The sequence below is a fragment of the Curtobacterium sp. MCBA15_012 genome (assembly GCF_001864935.2).
Classification (GTDB): Bacteria; Actinomycetota; Actinomycetes; order Actinomycetales; family Microbacteriaceae; genus Curtobacterium.
Map to the genome: position 1 here is coordinate 112,089 of NZ_CP126267.1, position 20,091 is coordinate 132,179.

Consider the following 20,091-nt stretch of genomic DNA (forward strand, 5'->3'; position numbering starts at 1 on the left):
GGCACCATTGCCCTGTTCTCCGGTTTCTGCCAGAGGACGAGGAGCGTCGAAGTCGGAACACCGTCATGTCCACGGAGCATGGCTGATCCTCCCTCTGTTGGTGCTCAATACTGCCGAGGCAAACGTACGAGCTACCTCTGACATGCCGTCCAGGTCCAGAACCCCACTGTCGAGATCCATTGAAGCGATCGAATCGACCATGGCAAGAAGCCGGTCTCGGCCAGTGGAGGAGCAACGATGGGACGCACGGACGGCAAGATCCAGGAGTGTTGTTCTTCGGTCACCGTCGAATCGCCCGGCGCGTCCACGCTCGACGAACCGAGAGATGCCTTCGGGCGCGCTCAGTATCGAAGCTCGGCGCTCGTCGGTGAGCTGGAAACCCATCGATGCGCCGAGGTCGTAGAGGGCAGCCAAGTGATCTCGCCCAGAGGGGTCTCGATTCCTGAGCACGGACCAGTTGTGCTCGTGTCGGTCTGTGTTCCCGATCAACGCGTCGAGGAGCAAGTAGGCGACCATGACGTCCTGCGCTGAACAACCATCCCAGGAGACGGCGCCGGGTGGCACGTCGTACTCGGCGAGCGTCTCGATGACGTTGTCCAAACTGTGCCCTCGGGTTGCAGTCCGGTCGCGGTCGGAGCCCCGCGCAGTGACCCCAAGTGCGTCGAGCATGGCGAGCCGACCGGTGATCATGTCGAAGCCGATGGGCTGGACGTTCCGGACGATGACGCCGTCGACCCGATCACGACGTGCGAGTTCGGTCTCCGCGACGGGGAGGCCGAGATGCGATGCGACGCGCGCTGCGATGACCTCCGTGAAGTCCCCGGCCTGACGCGAACCATCCGCATGGTCGACGACTGCCTTGAAGAGCCAGTCGGATGCGGGATCATTGGAGCTCGCCTCCGGATGGCGGAGCCATTCCTTCTTCGTCGCGCCTCGCGGTTCGACGCGGACGTGCTCCCACCCGCTCACGTCGATGCGCCCCACCATCAGCCCATCATGTCGGATATCTGGGGGTCGGGCATCGATGACGTGGGCGTGCTGCGGCGCATCGCGCCGTTCGGGTCGGGTCAGCGACGCCCGCGACCCACCGCCGCCACCTCGGCGACCGCGAGCACCACGGCGAGCACGGCCTGGCCGACCGCGAAGCGGCGGTACCCGGGAGCGATCGCGAGCGGGACCATCGTCGCGCCGTGCAGCACGTCCACGACCGCGCTGGCGGTGTGGGCCTCGGGCGAGCCGACCCGCGCCACGACCGTCGCCTGGCCGAGCTGCCGGACCGCGAGGACGCCGTGCAGTCCGCGGTGGACGGCGCCGCGTCGCCCGGCCAGCACGAGGTGCACGAGGCCGACGGCGACCCGGACGGCCTCGACCCCGCGGCGGACCGTAGGGGCTGCCCGGCGGCTCACCGGCGTCGTCCCGCGGCGATCGCGACGGCACCGGCAGCACCGAGGACCGCGCCGATGATGCCGTTGCCGAGCCGGCGGTGCTCGACCCACCAGGTCTGCGGGGACCACGCGTGCGCCGAGTCGTCGAAGACGCCGTGCGCGCCGTGGTCGCCCGGCACCGGTTCGTACAGGTTGACGCCGAGCTGTTCGCCGTCCTTCTGCGGGGCCTGCTGGCCGGAGACGAGGGTCTTCGCGGCGTACCAGTCGGCGAAGCGTCCGCTGATCCGGTTGCCGAGGATCGTGTACACCGTGGACTCGCCGACCCAGGTGCGGCGTCGGGGGCGCTCCGCGGTGGCCGCGATCGCCCGGGCGCCGACCTCCGGCTGGTAGATCGGGGCGACGGGCTGCGCCATGTGCGGGAGCGTCGACTGCACCCACTGGAACTGGATCGTGTTGAGCGCCGGCATGTCGACGCGGGAGACCCGCACCTTGCTGCCCTGTTCGAGCAGCTCGGACACCACTGACTCGGTGAACCCGACGATCGCGTGCTTCGCGCCGCAGTAGGCGGCCTGCAGCGGGATGCCGCGGAAGCCGAGGGCCGAACCCACCTGGATCACGTGCCCGGAGTCGCGCGGGACCATGCGGGACAGGGCAGCGCGCGTGCCGTTCACGACGCCGAGGTAGGTGACGTCGAGGGCCCGTTCGAAGTCCTCGGGCGCGGTCTCCATGAACGTGCCGAACACGCCGACCATGACGCCGTTCACCCACAGGTCGATCGGGCCGAGCTCGGCCTCGACCCGGGTCGCCGCGTCCTCGACGGCCTGGCGGTCGGACACGTCGGCGACGAGCGCGAGGCCTCGGCGCCCGGCGGCCTCGACCTCGGCGACCGCGGCCTCGACGCCGTCCCGGCCGCGGGCGAGGACCGCGACGTCCCACCCCCGCGCCGCCAGCTCGCGGACGGTCGCCCGTCCCAGTCCAGCCGATCCACCGGTCACCACAGCCACGCGCGTCATGTCCCCCTTGTACGCACCGCGCGGCGTGCGGTCACCCAGCGGCCGTACCCCGGTCCCCGGGTGCCGTGGCGCGGGTCGCGGTCGCGAGGTGCGACCGGACGCGCAGGAGCGACGGCTGCTCGTCGGGTGCCTGCGGGATCGCCCCGAGGGAGAACGACTCGACGACACCGGGACCGAACAGCACGCAGACGCTCGACCCACCGAACTGGAACCACCCGAGCTCGTCGCCCTTGCCGATCCGGGCACCGGCCTCGACACCGTCGCCGATCACGCACGACGACACGTCGGACATCCCGACGAACACGACCGCCACGGTGCCGATCGCCGGGTCGTCCGCGTCGATCAGCACGATCGCCCGCGTCGCCACGTGCGCGAGGTACCCCTGCGACAGCTGGGGTTCGGCGGCGTCGGTGCCCTGCGAGTCCGCCTCGGAGTAGTAGGTGCCCGGTTCCACCCAGGCGCGCACGACGGTCCCCGCCACGGGGCTGTGCCAGCGGTGGTACTCGAGCGCGCTGAGGAACGCCTGCCACACCGTGCCGTCGACGAACAGGTCGACCGACTCGTCACCGGCGAGCAGGTCCTCGACCGAGTACGGCTCGGCCTTGATCCAGAAGTCGTCGCGGCGGTGCACGCCGCTGGCGATCCGGTACGGGGTCGCCTCGCACGGGCTGACGACCACGGCGTCGTCGTCCGGCGACGCCACGGGGCGCTCGCCGTCGCGGAACTCCCGGGTGAAGAACGCGTTCCACGACGTGAAGCCCCAGTGCTCGGCGTCCGGGTCGTGCACGAACTGGTCCATGCCGACGGCCCGACGTGCGCCGTCGCTCAACCAGCCCGAGGGCTCGTCGACCAGGACCATGAGGGAGTTCTCGCTGTCGAGGAACGTGCACCAGCCCTGCAGGATGCCTCGGATCGCCTCGTTGACCCGGGGGTCGCGGTAGAAGGCGAACCCGGCCGGCGTGGCCTTCGTCCAGTCGAGCACGCCGTCGAGCGGGGTCATCACCATCTGCTCGTCGCTGTACTCGGGGGCGGTCGTGACGACGTCGTCGACGAGCATGAGCAGCTCGTCGAAGCTCCGCAGGTGCCGTTCCTCGTACGCCCGGCCCTGCGGCACCTGCGCGATCATCTCGGCGGCCTGCATCCGCAGCAGGGGATCGCCCTCGACCAGGTCGCGGAGCGCTGCCACGGCGGGGTGCAGGACCCGGTCCGGGTCGCGCTCGTCGAGGCGCTCGCGGCGGCCGCGGAGCCACCCCTCGAGCCCGGACTGGTCCTGCGGGAGCCATCCCGCACGGCGTCGGACGTCCTGCTGGTGCGTGCTGTCGTTCACCGGTCGGACGCTACTCACGCCCGCCGGGCACGCCGCTCAGCGCGAGCGCGAGCGCGATCGCGAATGCTCGCGCCGTGCGCGCCGCGCGCCCGGCACCCGCGTCACCGCCCCCGCCCGAACCGCGTCGTCACCCCGGGTGAGTACAGCACCGAGTCCGGCTCCAGCCCCGCGAGCCCGAACGGCAGGCCCGCCGCGGCCACGAGGTCGTCCCGCAGCGTCCGGAGCGTCGCCCGGTGCAGCGGCCACGCTTCGTGCTCGTTCGGCCAGTACCGGGTCGCCCCCGCCCGACGCACGTGCATGCCCCAGCGCGCCGTCAGGAAGGTCTCGAGGGCGCTCGGCTCGTCGACGGCCGCGCCGACCTCCACCTCGAACGTCGACCGCAGGTGCGTCCCGTGCCGCCGCATCGCGTACCCGACACGGCCTCCGCCCGTGCGCACCTCGGCGTGCGCCCACCAGTAGGGGAGCGCGGTCGCCACCCGGGCGCCGATGGTCGGCAGGAGCTTCCCCGCGTCGAGCGACAGGAAGGCGACCCCGCGTCGACCCTGGTCGTCGCGCGTGTAGACCCGCACGTTCACCTCGACGAAGTCGCCGACGCTGCCGGCCCGGCCGAGCGGACCGAGTGGCGGGAACCGGGTGTCGGTGAACCGGAAGCCGATCAGCCCGACCCACGTCGTCACGCCGTCGTCGGTGCCGTCCGGGGCCATGGTGTCCGGTCGCGCCCCGGCCGGCAGCAGCGGCACGACCGCCGACACGTCGACCCGCCAGTGCACGAACACGACGTCGAGCCAGTCCTGCGAGATCCACGGTCGCCCCCGCAGCGGCGGCGCCACGGCGGCGACGGGCGGGAGGCCCGGCTCGGCCCCGGCGGACCGGCCGGCGGTCACGACGCGCTCCCGTCGTCGAGGTGGGTCGCCGCCGGTGCGTCGTCCCACCCCTGCTGCGGGGTGTCGCAGGTCCCGCGGAACACGTACTGCGACGGGCGCTTCCGTTCGCTCGACGTCCAGTCGATCGCGGGTCGGCGGCGCTCGGGCGGCAGGTACCCGATCCGGTACACGGCCATCAGCTCGAGGTCCTCCGGCACCCGGAGCAGCCCCTCGATCTCGGCCCAGGCGCCGGGGGTCTCCATCGGGAACGACACGAACTGGATGCCGAGCCCGAGCTCGGTGGTCGCGAGCCAGACGTTCTCCATCGCCGCACCCGTGCTGAACACCGAGTAGAAGCCGGACAGCTCCTCCTTGCGGTACTCGTGCCGGTCGAGCATCACGCCGAGCAGCAGCGGCGACCCGGCGACGAGCTTCCGGTTCTCCTCACCGAGGGTCTGCGGCACCCGGAGCGTGTTCATGAGCAGCTGGCCGCGCTTCGTGAACACCTGCTTCGTGAAGGGCTTGAGCGGCCCGGGGAGCTTGTCGAACAGCATCCCGTCGCGCCGCTCGTCCATCTCGGCCTGCGAGAACCGGAAGTACGGCTTGTACCGCTGGAAGAACGTGCCCTCGGCCATCGTCCGCGTCATCGACCGGCCGCTGATCTCGGCGACCCGGTCGATCGTGTCCCGCTCCTCGACGAGCACGAACCGCCACGGCTGGCTGTTCAGCTGCGAGGGCGCGCGACCGGCCAGTTCGACGAGCAAGCGCTGGTGCTCCTCGGAGACCGGGTCGGGCAGGAACGCCCCGTTCGTCGTGCGTCGGCGTCGGATCGCCTCGAACAGCTCCACGGATCACCCTCCTGGTCGCCCGCGTGCGAGCAGCGCCCCCAGGTAGGACGGTGCCGCGGCGACCGCGACTCTCCAGTGTGCTCGCGACCGCGGGTTCGTGCGCGGTGCGACCGCGAGCGGCACGAGCGCGGGGAGCAGGAACAGGGCGGACCGGTCGCGCGACCACACCGGGGTCGTCGCCGCGACGCCGGTCAGCGTCGCGGTCACGACGAACAGCCCGTGGTGCACGACCCGGAGCTTCTTCGTCCGGATGAGCCGCACCGCCACGGCGGTGCCCCAGAGGCAGTTGGCCAGGTAGGCGACGGCCGCTGCGGTGACCAGACGGCGGGCCGCGAGCGGCCGGACGGGAGGCTCCACGCGCCTCCCGGCTGTCGTCCTGCGTCCCACGGACGCGACCCTACGCGGATTCGCGCGAGACGAGCTTCGACAGCACGATCGCACTGCGGGTGTGGTCGACCTGGGGTGCGAGCCGCACCCGGTCGAGCGCGAGCTCGAGTGCGGGCAGGTCCCGCGACCGCATGTGCACGACCGCGTCGGCGCTGCCCGTGACGGTGCCGGCGTCGACCACCTCGGGGACGGTGTCGAGCAGCGCGCGGAGCTCGTCGGGCGAGACGGTGCCGCGGCAGTAGAGCTCGACCCAGGCCTCGGTGCCGCGGTCCTCGACGGCGGGGTCGACCTTGATCGTGAACCCCTGGATGACCCCGTCGGCGACGAGTCGGTCGACCCGGCGCTTGACCGCCGAGGCCGAGAGTCCGACCACCGACCCGATGTCGCCGTACCCGGCGCGGGCGTTCTCCCGGAGTTGGTCCAGGATGCGGTGGTCGAGCGTGTCCATGTACGACCATCGTACGCGCGGTTCCGTGCGAGTCCGATGGGTCCCACGCACGATTCCTGCGTGCCCAGAACGGGTGGCAGGGCGAGGCTCGTGACCGAACCGTTGCTGCACGGGGCGGACGGTTCCGGTCGGGACCGGCGTCGGAGCTCGTGGTGGTGCTGTTCCGCTGCGGGGCGCCCGTGACCGAACCGTTGCTGCGCGGTTGCTGCACTGGGTGGACGGTTCCGGTCGGGACCGGCGTCGGTGCTCGTGGTGGTGCCGTTCCGCTGTCGGGGGCTCGTGACCGAACTGTTGCTGCACGGGGCGGACGGTTCGTGCGAGGATCGAGCCGGCGTCGACCTGGTCCGCTGCGGTGAGTGAGCCTGCGTCTCGCCGGAGTGCTTCACCCGTGGTGGTTCCTGGCAGGCTCGGGCCCCGGTCCCAGGAGGACTGATGTCGAACACCGCAACCGAACCGACCGCAGCACCGGCGCGTGTCGCCACCAAGCGCTCGATCCTGATGTGCAACCCGACGTACTACACGGTGAGCTACCGGATCAACCCGTGGATGCACCCGGAGGAGCCGACCGACACCTCGAAGGCGGTCGAGCAGTGGCAGTCGCTCGTCGACGTCTACGAGCAGCTCGGCTTCGACATCGCGTACATCGAGCCGATCGAGGGCCTGCCGGACATGGTCTACGCGGCGAACGGCGGGTTCGTGCTCGACGGTGTCGCGTACGGCGCGAAGTTCCAGTACCCCGAGCGCCAGCCCGAGGGTCCCGCGTACATGGACTGGTTCCGCCAGGCCGGCCTGACCGTCGCCGAGCCGGAGGAGACCAACGAGGGCGAGGGCGACTTCCTGCTCGTCGGCGACACCATCTTCGCCGGGACCGGCTTCCGCTCCGACAGCACCTCGCACGAGGAGCTCGCGCGCATCACCGGCCGCGAGGTCGTCACCCTCAAGCTCATCAACCCGAGCTTCTACCACCTCGACACCGCGATCGCCGTGCTCGACCCGGAGCCCGCGGCCGACGGCACCTCGAACATCGCATACCTCGAGAGCGCCTTCGACGAGGCGTCGCTGACGATCCTGCGCGAGCGCTTCCCGGACGCGATCATCGCCACCGAGGAGGACGCCGCGATCCTCGGCCTGAACTCCTACTCCGACGGCTACAACGTCGTGATCGCGTCCCGCGCCGTCCGGTTCGCCGAGCAGCTGCGCGAGAAGGGCTACAACCCGATCGGCGTCGACCTGTCCGAGCTCCTGCTCGGCGGCGGCGGCGTGAAGTGCTGCACGCTCGACCTGCACCCCGTCGGCACCGGCACCTCGGTCGCGCGGTCCTGATGACCACCGCGACCGGAGCCGGTGCCCACACGGGAACCGGCGCGTCCGGCGACGCCACCGCCGCCGCGCTCGCCGTCGAGGACCGTTCCCTCGCCCACAACTACAGCCCGCTCCCGGTCGTCATCGCGTCCGGGGACGGTGCCTGGGTGACCGACGTCGAGGGCAAGCGCTACCTCGACGGGCTCGCCGCGTACTCCGCGGTGAACTTCGGCCACGGCAACCCCCGCCTGCTCGACGCCGCGCGTGCCCAGCTCGACCGGGTGACCCTGACGAGCCGCGCGTTCGTCAACGACCGGCTCGGCCCGTTCGCCGCGGCGCTCGCGTCCCTGACGGACACCGACCTCGTGCTCCCGATGAACACCGGTGCCGAGGCCGTCGAGTCCGCGATCAAGGTCTCCCGTGCCTGGGGCTACCGCGTGAAGGGCGTCCCGGCCGGCCGTGCCACGATCGTCGTCGCGTCCGGGAACTTCCACGGCCGCACCACGACGATCGTGTCGTTCTCCGACGACCCCTCCGCCCGCGAGGACTTCGGGCCGTACACGCCGGGCTTCCGCACGGTGCCGTACGGCGACGCCGAGGCCCTGCGCGCCGCGATGGACGACACCGTCGTGGCCGTGCTGCTCGAGCCGATCCAGGGCGAGGGCGGCGTGGTCATCCCGCCCGCCGACTACCTGCCGGCGGTCCGCGCGGTCTGCGACGAGTTCGGCGCGCTGTTCGTCGCCGACGAGATCCAGTCCGGGCTCGGCCGCACCGGCCACACCCTGGCGGTGCAGCGGGTCGGCGTGACGCCGGACCTCGTCACGCTCGGCAAGGCGCTCGGCGGCGGGATCGTCCCCGTCTCGGCCGTCGTCGGTCGTGCGGACGTGCTCGGCGTCCTGCGCCCGGGGGAGCACGGCTCCACGTTCGGCGGCAACCCGCTCGCGGCGGCCGTCGGGTCCGAGGTCGTGGCGATGCTCGCCGAGGGGACCTTCCAGGAGCGCTCCCTCGCCGGGGAGCCACTGCTGCGCGGGCTGCTCGACGGCCTCGTCGGTCGCGGGGTCGTCGCGCACCGCGTGGCCGGGCTCTGGGCGGGGATCGACATCGACCCGGCGCTCGGCACCGGCAAGGAGATCGCGCACGACCTGGCCGACCGGGGCGTGCTCGTGAAGGACACGCACGGGTCGACGATCCGCTTCGCGCCGCCGCTCGTCGTCACCGACGACGAGGTGCGCCTGGCGATCGGGACCCTCGGCGAGGTGCTCGCCGCGCGGTAGTCGCGACCACGGCCGGGAGGCGCGGTGCGGGTCGGACCCGCACCGCGCCTCCCGGCCGTCGCTGCGTGTGGCGGGCGTCGCGTCGCCTCGCCCTGCCCGCCTCGCCCTGCCCGCCTCGCCTCGCCCGCTTCGTCGTGCGTCCCGCACAAGGGAAAGCACGTCGCACCACGTGATTCCGTGGTGCGACGTGCCTCCGGTTGTGCGCGAGCGCGTCGCGCCGGCGCGCGCCGGCGCCCGCCGGCTCCCGCGACCGCACCTCCGCGCGGTGCCCCTGCGCTGCGTCAGCGCACGCGCCACCGCTCGACGAGCTGGTCCATCAGCCCGTCGAGCCGCTCGTCCACGACCTGCCGCGACGGGTCGGCGTCGAAACACGCGACGATCTCCCGCGCGCCCTGCCGGATCGACGTGGTCTGCGCGAACTCCGGCACGAGGGTCTGCACCTTCGTGTTGTCGAACACCGACGTGTTCGCCTTGTCCCCGAGCAGGCTCGCGCCCCACTCCGCGTCGAGGGCGTCGATCGCGTCGCTCGGCACGTGCACGATCTCGAGGTCCTCGACCCCGGCCGCCGCGGCGAGCTCGTGCGCGATCCGGTCCCAGGTCGGCGCCTCGTCGCCCGTGATGTGGAACGCCTCACCGATCGCCTCGGCACGGTCGAGCAGCCCGACGAACCCGACCGCGAAGTCCCGCGCGTGCGTGATCGTCCACAGCGAGCTGCCGTCGCCGCACACCACGACCGGCTTGCCAGCGCGCATCCGCCCGAGCACGGTCCACCCGCCGGAGAACGGCACCAGGGTCTCGTCGTACGTGTGCGAGGGCCGGATGATCGTCATCGGGAAGTCGTCCTCCCGGTAGGCCCGCACGAGCAGGTCCTCGCACGCGATCTTGTCCCGCGAGTACTGCCAGAACGGGTTCTTCAACGGCGTCGACTCGGTGATCGGCAGGTGGGTCGCGGGTGTCTGGTACGCCGAGGCCGACGAGATGAAGACGTACTGCCGCGTCCGTCCGGTGAACACCTCGACGTCGCGCTGCACCTGGTCGGGTGTGAACGCCACGAAGTCGACGACGACGTCCCAGCGTCCGTCCCCGAGCGCGCCTTCCAGCGCGGTCCGGTCCGACACGTCGGCCTGGAGGCGCGTCACGGCCTCCGGGATCGGCCGCTTGTCCGTCTCGCCCCGGTTGAGCACGGTCACGTCGAACCCCTGCTCGACGGCTTCGCGGACGCACGCGGCGCTGATGATGCCGCTGCCGCCGATGAACAGCACGCTCGGTCCCGACATGGATGCTCCTTCGCTCCCGGCGGTGCTCCCGTGCACCGCGCCCCTGCGATCCTGCCCCGCACGGGCTGGGGCCGTCGACAGTGCGCGCAGCCTGCACCCGGGTCGGGGCGGTCATCCCCGAGCGCCCGCGTCCGGGCGGGGCGGTCATCCCCGGCCACCCTCGCCGTCGGTTCCCGAGGCCCGACCGGCTCCGCACAGGTGCGCCACCGCCGTGGAGAGGGCGTCGCGCACCGCCGACTCGTCGACGTCCGATCCGGCCACGGCTGCACGCACGTCCGCTCCGCACCGCGGACTCGACCGTGCCGCCCGGGCCGACGCCAGTCCCGACACCAGCTCGGGGGTGATGCGGTCGAGCACCGGGCGGACCGTGGCACCCAGGTCGGGAGCCGTCGCCGGCGCCCGGTCGGGGTCCCGCGTCCACGACGCGAGCAGCGTGTACTGCGCGACCTTGTTCGCGGCGACCTGGTCGGCGAAGACGGCCTCGACCCAGTCCGGGTCGACCCCGGCCTGCTCGGCGGCCGACCGTGCGGCGTCGAGGACGACCCGCTCGCGTGCGGGATCGTCGACCGCCTGGCCGGAGTGGAACTTCGCCGCGGCGACCTGCGGAGCGGTGCCCAGTCGCTCGACGACCAGGGCGACGACCGACCGGATGGCCGCGGAGCGCGCGGTCCCACTCGGGGCCGACGGGGCGGTGGTGGCCGCGGTGGCCGAGGCGGACGTGTGCGCGGAGTCGCCGGGGCCCGAGCACGCGGTGAGCGACAGGAGCAGTGCGCAGCACGCGACGACGACGGACAACGGGTGGGATCGGTTCGGTGTCTGAGCGCTCATACCCCCTACTGATACACCACGTACCACCGCTGGATCGGCCCGTCCCGAGAACCTGTGGACTACCGTCCCGCTCGGAGCGCACCGCCGCGCTCCACGACAGGAGTGACACGCACATGGAGTACCGCTACCTCGGCGACTCGGGCCTCAAGGTCTCCGAGATCACCTACGGCAACTGGCTGACCCACGCCTCCCAGGTCGAGAACGACGCGGCGATCGCCTGCGTCCGGGCAGCGCTCGACGTCGGCATCTCGACGTTCGACACCGCCGACGTCTACGCGAACACCGGCGCCGAGACCGTCCTCGGCGAAGCCCTCAAGGGGGAGCGTCGGCAGTCGCTCGAGATCGCGACGAAGGTCTTCGGCCCGACCGGGCCGAAGGGCCACAACGACACCGGGCTGTCCCGGAAGCACATCCTCGAGTCGATCGACGGCTCGCTCGAGCGGCTGCAGACCGACTACGTCGACCTGTACCAGGCGCACCGCTACGACCACGAGACGCCCCTCGAGGAGACCATGCAGGCGTTCGCCGACGTGGTGCGTCAGGGCAAGGTCCTGTACGTCGGCGTCTCGGAGTGGACGGCCGACCAGCTCCGCGCCGGTCACGCGCTCGCGAAGGACCTCGGCTTCCAGCTCATCTCGAACCAGCCGCAGTACTCGGCGCTCTGGCGGGTGATCGAGGGTGAGGTCGTGCCGACGTCGCAGGAACTCGGCATCTCGCAGATCGTCTGGTCGCCGATCGCCCAGGGGGTGCTGACCGGCAAGTACAAGCCGGGCCAGCCGCTGCCCGAGGGGTCGCGTGCGACCGACGACAAGGGCGGCGCGGACATGATCAAGCGGTTCATGCGCGACGAGGTGTTGTCCGCCGTGCAGGAGCTCGAGCCGATCGCGAAGGAGCTCGACCTGTCCATGGCGCAGCTCGCCGTGGCGTGGGTGCTGCAGAACCCGAACGTCGCCTCGGCGATCATCGGTGCGTCGCGACCGGAGCAGGTGCACGACAACGCCGGCGCTGCGGGGGTCGCGATCCCCGCCGAGCTGATGTCCCGCATCGACGACGCCCTCGGGTCGGTCGTCGAGCGTGACCCGGCGAAGACGAATGACAGCAGCCCGAAGACCCGCGAGGCCTAGGCGCCCGTCGGGACGGCCGCGGGCTGATCGTCCGCGGCGACGAGCCGTCGTCCCCGACGACCGCGGTTCGCACAACGGGAAGCACCTCGCGCCACGCAACCTCGTGGCGCGAGGTGCTTCCCGTTGTGCGGGGACACGTCACACCACGGAAGCGCCCGGAGCAGGCAGCACCTGCCACACGCCCCGGGAACGGCGACCGCCCCCGGCAACGCAAAAGAGCCCCTCACTCTCGTGAGGGGCTCTTCACCGTGGCTGGACACGGCATCGATCCGTGGACCTTTCGATTTTCAGTCGAACGCTCTACCAACTGAGCTATCCAGCCGTGGCGACCCTGACGGGACTTGAACCCGCGACCTCCGCCGTGACAGGGCGGCACGCTAACCAACTGCGCTACAGGGCCATGTGTTGTTGTGGTTGTGCTGTTTCGGTGGTGCTCGGCTTGCTTGCTCACTCACGTGGAGTGACCCCAACGGGATTCGAACCCGTGCTGCCGCCGTGAAAGGGCGGTGTCCTAGGCCACTAAACGATAGGGCCGCAAGCTGCGCCGTGCGCTACCGGTTGACAAGCATACGGACGGGTGGGCGGTCCTGCAAATCGAGCGCTCGATCCGCGGATCTCCCGGCGTGTCGCACCCGGCGGGAACGCGAGACAGCGCCAGCGACGAAGGCCTTCCGCACCCACGAACCCCCGCATTCGAGCGTGCGCCGGGCCCCGACCCCTCACTCGGGGGTGTCCCGAGTGTTCGGCGTGTTGTTACTGTTGCACCTGTTGTCAGTGTTACTCGCGTGAGCCTCGCCACGCTGTTACGAGATCGAGACACTTTGCCCCACACCCTCCGGTTCGCCCTCCACCGCCGTCGCACCCTCGCCGCGGCGGTCGCCGTCGCCCTCGCGGGCGGGACCCTCGCGGCCCTCGCGCCGGTGACGAGCGCCTCGGCGGAGAGCTACCCGAGCTGGTCCGACGTGCAGCAGGCCAAGGCCTCGCAGGCCGCGCAGCAGGCGAAGGTGACCGAGATCAAGGGCCTGATCGCCGACCTCGGCACGAAGGCTTCCGCGGCCCAGCAGCAGGCCGACGCAGCGGGTGCGGCCTACCAGACGGCACAGACGAAGTACGACGAGGCGACCCTCGCCCAGCAGACGCTGCAGGCGCAGGCGGACGAAGCCGAGAAGACGGCGAAGCGCTCCGAGGCCCAGGCCGGCGCCCTCGCTGCGCAGCTCGGCCGCGCGAGCTCGCAGGACGTGACGACCGACATCCTCACCCACCCGTCGGGCTCGGGCGACCTGCTCTACGAGCTCGGCGCGATGTCGAAGCTCACCGAGCAGGCGGACGGCATCTACGCCGACGCCTCGCAGGACCGCGGGGTCGCCCAGGGCCTCGCGGACAAGGCGCAGTCGGCGAAGCAGGCGCTCGGCGCGCTCGCCCAGCAGGCGCAGTCGTCGATGCAGGCCGCGCAGCGTGCAGCCGACGACGCGCAGTCCGCCGTCCAGGCACAGAACGACAACGAGGCCCGCCTCCAGGCGCAGCTCGTGCTGCTCACCACGAACGAGCAGGGCGTCGAGGCCGACTACGAGAAGGGCGTCGCCGCCGAGAAGGCCCGCCAGGCAGCGGCCGCCGCGGCCGCGGCGAAGGCGGCGCAGGAGGCAGCGCAGGCCGCCGGGAACCAGGGCGGCGGCAACGGGAGCGGCGGCAGCGGTGGCGGTGCCCCGAGCAGCTCCGGGTGGGTCCGCCCCGCCGGCGGGTACCAGACGAGCCCGTTCGGCATGCGTGTCGACCCGTACACGCACCGTGAGGCACTCCACGCGGGTGTCGACCTGGCTCCCGCGTGCTCCGCGCCGATCTACGCAGCCCACGCGGGTCGGGTGACCTTCGCGGCGAACGGCGGCGGCTACGGCAACGAGGTGATCCTCGACAACGGCGGCGGTATCTCGACCGCGTACGGCCACATCGTCAACGGGGGCATCCTCGTGTCGGTCGGCCAGCAGGTCCAGGCCGGGCAGCAGATCGCGATGGTCGGGTCCACCGGCTGGTCGACGGGCTGCCACCTCCACTTCGAGACCCGGGTGAACGGCTCCGCCGTCGACCCGGTCCCCTTCATGGCAGCGCGGGGGATCTCGGTGTGAACGAGCGCGCCGTCGAGAGACACCGAGGAACCATGAAGCCCTCCACCCGGAAGCTGTCCGGCTGCACCGCGATGGTCGCCGTCCTCGGCGTCGGCCTGTCCGTCATGCTCGCCGGACCCGCACAGGCAGCCCCGTCCGCCCCCACGTGGGACGAGGTACGTCAGGCGAAGTCCGACGCCGCCGACGTGCAGCAGACCGTCGACGAGCTCTCGACGCGCATGCAGACGCTGCAGGACGCCGCCGACTCCGCCCAGGTGGCCGAGCTCGAGGCGGGCCAGGACTACGCGATGGCCGCGTCGTTGCAGCAGGAGGCGAAGAGCACGCTCGACGACCTCACGGCGCAGGCGAAGCGGGCACAGCAGCGCGCCGACGAGTCCGCGGCGCAGGTCGCCGGCCTCGTGGTCGAGCTGTCCCGCACGGGCGGCGGCGACCTGTCGACCTCGATGCTCGTCGACGCGTCGGACTCGAAGGACCTGCTCTACCGGGTCGGCACCATGTCGCACCTGTCCTCCCGTTCCGCGACGGTCCTCGCCACGGCCCAGGCCGACCAGAACACGGTCGACTCCCTCGCCGCGCAGCAGTCCGCCGCGACCAAGGCCCTCGCCGAGGCCACCGCGAAGTCCGAGCGTGCCCTCGAGCAGGCGAACGACGTCACCGCCGCTGCCCGCGACCGCGTCGACCGCGAGCAGGCGAAGCAGGCCGAGGTGCTCGAGCAGCTGGCGTTCCTCAAGGACACGAGCGTCGCGATCGAGACCGCCTACTGGAACGACCAGCAGGCCAAGCGTGCCGAGCAGCAGCTCGCCGCCCAGTCGAGCCGCGGCGACAGCACGCCGGCAGCCTCCTCCGGCGGCAACAAGGCATCCGGCAACCAGGCATCCGGCAACCAGGCACCCGCCAACCAGAACAGCTCCGGCGGCAACCAGGGCGGCACCGCACCGAGCACGGGTGGCGGCTCGAACCAGACGCCCGCGCAGTCGAAGCCCTCCACGAGCACCCCGTCGCAGCCCGCAGCCAACCCGGCTCCGGCTCCGGCACCCGCGCCCGCCCCGAAGCCGGCTCCCGCACCGGCACCGGCCCCGGCTCCCGTCCAGAGCAGCCCGTCGAAGGCCGCCGGCGCCATCGCCTTCGCGCGTGCGCAGATCGGGGACGCGTACGTCATGGGCGGCGCCGGCCCGAACACGTGGGACTGCTCCGGCCTGGTGATGATGGCCTACAACTCGCAGGGCATCGCGACCGGCGGGCACAACGTCGTCTGGCAGTACAACTACTTCCAGTCGATCGGCCGACTCGTCCCGATGTCGCAGCGCCAGCCCGGCGACATCCTGTTCTACTCGAAGACCGGCACGGCCAGCGGGGCGTACCACGACGCGATCTACACCGGCGGCGGTCGCATGGTCGAGGCGGCCAACCCGCAGCGCGGCGTGCTCGAGCGCGCGGTCTGGACGCCGGGCGAACTCCTGCCGTACGTCGCCCGCCCGAGCGGCTCGCTCTAGCCGAGCGAGCGGGGCGACGCGCTACGAGGGCGCAGCGCCCACGAGAACGGCGCCCGCCCTCCCCTCGGGGAGCGCGGGCGCCGTCGTGCGTGGTGCTGGCGGTCAGTGACCGGCGGGCACGTACGCTGCCTGGCCGGCCTGCACGATGGCCTCGGCCTCGGCGGCGTCACCCCAGCCCTCGGCCTTGACCCACTTGTTCGGCTCGAGGTCCTTGTAGCGCTCGAAGAAGTGCGCGATCTCGGCCTTCGTCTGGTCGTCGACGTCCGAGATGTCCTGGACGTGGGCCCAGCGCGGGTCCTTCGCCGGGACGACGAGCACCTTCGCGTCGTTGCCGGCCTCGTCGCTCATCTTGAAGACGCCGACCGGGCGGACCTTGACGCCCACGCCCGGGAAGGTCGGGTACTCGAGCAGGAGCAGCGCGTCCACCGGGTCACCGTCGTCGGCCAGGGTCTTCTCGAAGAAGCCGTAGTCGGTCGGGTAGACGAACGACGTGAACAGCACGCGGTCGAGGTAGACGCGACCGGTCTCGTGGTCGACCTCGTACTTGTTGCGGCTGCCCTTGGGGATCTCGACGACGACGTCGTACGCGGCCATGTCTGCACTCCTGGTTTGTCGATCGGGCTGTCGGTGGTTCCGAAAGCGCGGCTAACGTTACCGGGTGAACGCTCCGCGCCCCCGGCTCGACCCCGCCGTCGCCGAGACCCGTCGCGCCGTGCGCGGCCTGCTCGCGCAGGCCCTGGCCGACGCTGTCCTCCGACCGGGGGACCTGGTCACCGTCGCGCTGAGCGGCGGCGCGGACTCGCTCGCGCTCGCCGCAGTGACCGCGTTCGAGGCGCCGAAGCAGGACCTGCGGGCCGGCGCGGTGGTCGTCGACCACGCGCTCCAGTCGGGCAGCGAGGCGGTGGCGGGCCGCGCCTCCCGGCAGGCGTCCGCGCTGGGACTCGACCCGGTGACCGTCCGTCGGGTCGCGGTCGGCTCCGACGGCGGTCCGGAGGCGGCCGCACGGGAGGCGCGTCACGCGGCCGTCGCAGAGGTCGCCGCCGCCACCGGGTCACCCCTGGTGCTGTTCGGGCACACGCTGGACGACCAGGCCGAGACGGTCCTGCTCGGGCTGCTGCGGGGCAGCGGCCCGGACGCGCTGTCCGGCATGACGCCGCTGACGCGGCGGTCGTCGGGACCGGCCTACGGCCGGCCGCTGCTCGGCGTCCGCCGGCACACCACACGGCAGGCGTGCGTCGCCGCCGGGACCGCCCCGTGGGACGACCCGCAGAACGACGACCCGGCGTTCGCCCGCGTCCGGGTGCGCTCCGCGCTGCTGCCCGTGCTCGAGCGCGAGCTCGGTGCGGGGGTGCCCGAGGCGCTCGCCCGGACCGCCGAGCAGTTGCGGGAGGACGCCGAGGCGCTCGACCACTTCGCCGAGGAGCTGGCCGAGGACCTCGCCGAGCACTCGGAGGCCGGCATCTCGCTGTCGGTCGCGGGACTGCTGGCGAACCCGGCGGCCCTCCGGCAGCGGCTCGTCCGACTCGCGGTCGAGGGGGAGTTCGGCGTGACGCTGTCGCGCACCCAGACGCTCGAGGTGTGCCGGCTCGTCACCGACTGGCACGGTCAGGGGCCGATCGACCTGCCGGGCGTGACGGCCTCGCGGGACGGCGACCGGCTGGCGTTCAGCGCCGCGTCGTGACGGTTACCCTGGACCGGTGGAACTCTCCGACGTCCAGGCAGACCTGTCCGAAGTGCTCTTCACGCCCGAGCAGATCGACGAGAAGCTCGCCGACCTCGCCGCGGCGGTCGACCGCGACTACGCGGGCAGGGACCCGCTGCTCGTCGGTGTCCTGAAGGGTGCCGTCATGGTGATGGCCGACTTCTCGCGACACCTCAAGATGCAGGCGCGCATGGACTGGATGGCGGTGTCGTCCTACGGCTCCGGCACGAAGTCGTCGGGCGTGGTGCGGATCCTCAAGGACCTCGACACCGACCTGCACGGGCGCGACGTCATCATCGTCGAGGACATCATCGACTCCGGGCTGACGCTGTCGTGGCTCAAGCAGAACCTCGAGTCCCGCGGTGCCGCGAGCGTCGAGATCGTCGCCCTGCTCCGCAAGCCCGAGGCCGCCAAGGTCGAGGTCGACGTGAAGTACGCCGGCTTCGAGATCCCGGACGCCTTCGTGGTCGGCTACGGCCTGGACTTCGACGAGCGCTACCGCAACCTGCGCGGCATCGGCGTCCTGGCGCCGCACGTCTACTCCTGACGGAGTTCCCGGGACGACCGGCCGGGGGCTCCCGGTCGTCTCCGGGCGCGGGTGGAGTTCGCCCGCAGAGGACACCCATTCTCGCCACAGAGTCCCAGCCGTATGCTGACCCCACGCAACTCCGGCAGAGAAAGGTGTCGGGCCATCGCGCCCGGATCACATGAACTTCAAGCGCATCTTCCGCGGCCCGTACCTCTACGTGCTGATCGCGCTGGCGGGCATCTTCATCGGCTGGAGCGTGATCAGCCAGTCGGGCACGCAGCAGATCGACACCCAGAAGGGCCTCGAACAGCTCGCCGACGGCAAGGTCTCGTCGGTCGTGGTGAACTCGACCGAGCAGCGCGTCGACCTCACCCTCAAGGACGGCAACGCGAAGGAGCAGTTCTACTACTCCACGCCGCGCGGTGAAGAGGTCGTGCAGGCCGTCAACGACGCCAACCTGCCGAAGGGCTACAACGACACCGTCCAGCAGGGGAACTGGTTCCTCTCGCTGCTCAGCATCATCCTGCCGTTCCTCATCATCGGTGGCCTGTTCTGGTTCCTGATGTCGAGCGCCCAGGGCGGCGGCTCGAAGGTCATGCAGTTCGGCAAGTCGCGCGCGAAGATGAACAACAAGGAGAACCCGCAGGTCTCCTTCGCCGACGTCGCCGGCTCGGACGAGGCGATCGAGGAGCTCCACGAGATCAAGGAGTTCCTGCAGGAGCCCGCGAAGTTCCAGGCCGTCGGTGCGAAGATCCCGAAGGGCGTGCTGCTGTACGGCCCTCCCGGCACCGGCAAGACCCTGCTCGCCCGCGCCGTCGCCGGTGAGGCCGGCGTGCCGTTCTACTCGATCTCCGGTTCGGACTTCGTCGAGATGTTCGTCGGGGTCGGTGCGAGCCGTGTCCGCGACCTCTTCGAGCAGGCCAAGCAGAACGCCCCCGCGATCGTCTTCATCGACGAGATCGACGCCGTGGGTCGTCACCGCGGCGCCGGCATCGGTGGCGGCAACGACGAGCGCGAGCAGACGCTGAACCAGCTCCTCGTCGAGATGGACGGCTTCGACGGCAAGACGAACGTCATCCTCATCGCCGCGACGAACCGTCCCGACGTGCTCGACCCCGCGCTCCTGCGTCCGGGCCGCTTCGACCGCCAGATCGGCGTCGACGCCCCGGGCCTGCAGGGCCGCAAGCAGATCCTCGAGGTGCACGCGAAGGGCAAGCCGCTCGCCGCGAGCGTCGACCTCGAACTGCTGGCCCGCAAGACGCCGGGCTTCACCGGCGCGGACCTGGCGAACGTCCTCAACGAGGCCGCACTGCTCACCGCCCGCTCGAACGCACAGCTCATCGACAACCGCGCCCTGGACGAGGCCGTCGACCGCGTGATGGCGGGTCCGCAGCGCCGGACCCGGATCATGTCCGACCAGGAGAAGCTCATCACCGCGTACCACGAGGGCGGCCACGCCCTTGCGGCAGCGGCGATGCGGCACACCGACCCGGTCACGAAGATCACGATCCTGCCGCGCGGCCGCGCCCTCGGCTACACGATGGTGCTCCCGCTCGAGGACAAGTACTCGGTCACGCGCAACGAACTGCTCGACCAGCTCACCTACGCGATGGGTGGCCGCGTCGCCGAGGAGATCGTCTTCCACGACCCGACCACGGGTGCGTCGAACGACATCGAGAAGGCCACGTCGACCGCACGCAAGATGGTCACCGAGTACGGCATGAGCCGTGCGGTGGGGTCCGTCAAGCTCGGGTCGGGCTCGAGCGAGCCGTTCGTCGGCCGTGACATGAGCGGCGGCACCGGGCGCGACTACTCGGAGAACATCGCCGAGACGGTCGACGCCGAGACCCGCGCCCTGCTCGAGTCCGCGCACGACGAGGCCTACCAGGTCCTCAACGCGAACCGCGACATCCTCGACCGGCTGGCCGGCGAGCTCCTCGAGAAGGAGACGCTGGACGCCCCGGAGCTCGTCGAGATCTTCAAGGACGTCCGCAAGCTGCCCGAGCGCCCGCAGTGGCTCTCGAGCGACAAGCGGCCGGTCTCGAACCTGCCGGCGATCGAGTTCCCGGGCAAGGCCGCGTCGACCGCAGCGGAGCAGGGCGACCCCGAGTCGTCGTCGAAGCCCCGTCGTCGTCCGTTCGGCAACCCCGGTATCGCCCCCGCCTAGGCCG

19 protein-coding genes and 3 tRNA genes are annotated in these 20,091 nt (G+C 71.6%); 8 read left to right on the forward strand and 14 right to left on the reverse strand.

The window, feature by feature from the left end; all coding sequences use genetic code 11:
* Positions 1 to 63: 63 nt before the first annotated feature.
* From QOL15_RS00565 to QOL15_RS00600, 8 genes are all read right to left on the reverse strand, one after another.
* The gene (locus tag QOL15_RS00565; RefSeq protein WP_071249373.1) at positions 64 to 987 is read right to left on the reverse strand and encodes a HipA domain-containing protein; all 924 of its coding nucleotides are present in this window, start codon (positions 985 to 987) and stop codon (positions 64 to 66) included.
* Positions 988 to 1,067: 80 nt separating this feature from the next.
* Complete coding sequence (locus QOL15_RS00570; protein ID WP_071249374.1) at positions 1,068 to 1,406, reverse strand: hypothetical protein; 339 nt, start codon at positions 1,404 to 1,406, stop codon at positions 1,068 to 1,070.
* Positions 1,403 to 2,398 carry an SDR family oxidoreductase gene (locus QOL15_RS00575; protein ID WP_071249375.1) on the reverse strand — a complete coding sequence of 332 codons (996 nt, stop codon included), beginning with the start codon at positions 2,396 to 2,398 and terminating at the stop codon, positions 1,403 to 1,405. The genes QOL15_RS00570 and QOL15_RS00575 overlap by 4 nt, the downstream gene beginning before the upstream one ends.
* A 31-nt stretch (positions 2,399 to 2,429) precedes the next feature.
* Complete coding sequence (locus QOL15_RS00580; RefSeq protein WP_071249376.1) at positions 2,430 to 3,725, reverse strand: phosphatidylserine decarboxylase family protein; 1,296 nt, start codon at positions 3,723 to 3,725, stop codon at positions 2,430 to 2,432.
* A gap of 101 nt (positions 3,726 to 3,826) precedes the next feature.
* Positions 3,827 to 4,609, reverse strand: coding sequence for a YqjF family protein (locus tag QOL15_RS00585; RefSeq protein WP_071249378.1), 783 nt, complete (start codon positions 4,607 to 4,609; stop codon positions 3,827 to 3,829).
* Positions 4,606 to 5,436: a nitroreductase family protein gene (locus tag QOL15_RS00590; protein WP_071249380.1), complete on the reverse strand. Its 831-nt coding sequence runs from the start codon at positions 5,434 to 5,436 to the stop codon at positions 4,606 to 4,608. Before QOL15_RS00590 ends, QOL15_RS00585 begins: the two co-directional genes overlap by 4 nt.
* A gap of 3 nt (positions 5,437 to 5,439) precedes the next feature.
* Positions 5,440 to 5,793, reverse strand: a complete 354-nt coding sequence (locus QOL15_RS00595; RefSeq protein WP_065961702.1) for a hypothetical protein — start codon at positions 5,791 to 5,793, stop codon at positions 5,440 to 5,442.
* Between the two features lie 40 nt (positions 5,794 to 5,833).
* Positions 5,834 to 6,271, reverse strand: coding sequence for an Lrp/AsnC family transcriptional regulator (locus QOL15_RS00600; RefSeq protein WP_065961704.1), 438 nt, complete (start codon positions 6,269 to 6,271; stop codon positions 5,834 to 5,836).
* A gap of 432 nt (positions 6,272 to 6,703) precedes the next feature.
* On the opposite strand from QOL15_RS00600, the gene ddaH reads away from it, so the two are divergent.
* Positions 6,704 to 7,594, forward strand: a complete 891-nt coding sequence (gene ddaH, locus QOL15_RS00605; RefSeq protein ID WP_071249386.1) for a dimethylargininase — start codon at positions 6,704 to 6,706, stop codon at positions 7,592 to 7,594.
* Complete coding sequence (gene rocD, locus QOL15_RS00610; RefSeq protein ID WP_071249396.1) at positions 7,594 to 8,847, forward strand: ornithine--oxo-acid transaminase; 1,254 nt, start codon at positions 7,594 to 7,596, stop codon at positions 8,845 to 8,847. The genes ddaH and rocD overlap by 1 nt, the downstream gene beginning before the upstream one ends.
* A gap of 281 nt (positions 8,848 to 9,128) precedes the next feature.
* On the opposite strand, the gene QOL15_RS00615 is transcribed toward rocD, so the two are convergent.
* Together QOL15_RS00615 and aroQ are read right to left on the reverse strand one after the other, a co-directional pair.
* Positions 9,129 to 10,124 carry an SDR family oxidoreductase gene (locus QOL15_RS00615; protein WP_071249388.1) on the reverse strand — a complete coding sequence of 332 codons (996 nt, stop codon included), beginning with the start codon at positions 10,122 to 10,124 and terminating at the stop codon, positions 9,129 to 9,131.
* A gap of 144 nt (positions 10,125 to 10,268) precedes the next feature.
* The gene (gene aroQ / locus QOL15_RS00620; RefSeq protein ID WP_083394135.1) at positions 10,269 to 10,952 is read right to left on the reverse strand and encodes a gamma subclass chorismate mutase AroQ; all 684 of its coding nucleotides are present in this window, start codon (positions 10,950 to 10,952) and stop codon (positions 10,269 to 10,271) included.
* A 113-nt stretch (positions 10,953 to 11,065) separates the two neighbouring features.
* On the opposite strand from aroQ, the gene QOL15_RS00625 reads away from it, so the two are divergent.
* Entirely contained in the window at positions 11,066 to 12,076 is a 1,011-nt protein-coding gene (locus QOL15_RS00625) for an aldo/keto reductase family protein (protein WP_071249390.1), read from the forward strand.
* A 249-nt stretch (positions 12,077 to 12,325) separates the two neighbouring features.
* On the opposite strand, the gene QOL15_RS00630 is transcribed toward QOL15_RS00625, so the two are convergent.
* The 3 genes from QOL15_RS00630 to QOL15_RS00640 form a co-directional block, all read right to left on the reverse strand.
* Positions 12,326 to 12,398, reverse strand: a tRNA-Phe gene (locus QOL15_RS00630).
* 1 nt (position 12,399) lies between these two features.
* Positions 12,400 to 12,476, reverse strand: a tRNA-Asp gene (locus QOL15_RS00635).
* Between the two features lie 61 nt (positions 12,477 to 12,537).
* Positions 12,538 to 12,610: transfer RNA gene (locus QOL15_RS00640), tRNA-Glu, on the reverse strand.
* 287 nt (positions 12,611 to 12,897) lie between these two features.
* On the opposite strand from QOL15_RS00640, the gene QOL15_RS00645 reads away from it, so the two are divergent.
* Positions 12,898 to 14,196: a M23 family metallopeptidase gene (locus tag QOL15_RS00645; RefSeq protein ID WP_083393942.1), complete on the forward strand. Its 1,299-nt coding sequence runs from the start codon at positions 12,898 to 12,900 to the stop codon at positions 14,194 to 14,196.
* A 32-nt stretch (positions 14,197 to 14,228) separates the two neighbouring features.
* On the forward strand, positions 14,229 to 15,689 hold the full coding sequence (locus QOL15_RS00650; RefSeq protein WP_071246739.1) for an NlpC/P60 family protein: 1,461 nt from the start codon (positions 14,229 to 14,231) through the stop codon (positions 15,687 to 15,689).
* 102 nt (positions 15,690 to 15,791) lie between these two features.
* On the opposite strand, the gene QOL15_RS00655 is transcribed toward QOL15_RS00650, so the two are convergent.
* A complete protein-coding gene (locus tag QOL15_RS00655; RefSeq protein ID WP_071246737.1) occupies positions 15,792 to 16,283 on the reverse strand; it encodes an inorganic diphosphatase in 492 nt (163 codons plus the stop codon).
* A gap of 64 nt (positions 16,284 to 16,347) precedes the next feature.
* On the opposite strand from QOL15_RS00655, the gene tilS reads away from it, so the two are divergent.
* The 3 genes from tilS (at position 16,348) to ftsH (ending at position 20,087) form a co-directional block, all read left to right on the forward strand.
* On the forward strand, positions 16,348 to 17,370 hold the full coding sequence (tilS, locus tag QOL15_RS00660) for a tRNA lysidine(34) synthetase TilS (RefSeq protein ID WP_071246735.1): 1,023 nt from the start codon (positions 16,348 to 16,350) through the stop codon (positions 17,368 to 17,370).
* Between the two features lie 16 nt (positions 17,371 to 17,386).
* Entirely contained in the window at positions 17,387 to 17,938 is a 552-nt protein-coding gene (gene hpt / locus QOL15_RS00665; protein WP_065961717.1) for a hypoxanthine phosphoribosyltransferase, read from the forward strand.
* A gap of 160 nt (positions 17,939 to 18,098) precedes the next feature.
* Positions 18,099 to 20,087: an ATP-dependent zinc metalloprotease FtsH gene (gene ftsH, locus QOL15_RS00670; protein ID WP_065961719.1), complete on the forward strand. Its 1,989-nt coding sequence runs from the start codon at positions 18,099 to 18,101 to the stop codon at positions 20,085 to 20,087.
* The last annotated feature ends 4 nt before the right edge of the window (positions 20,088 to 20,091 follow it).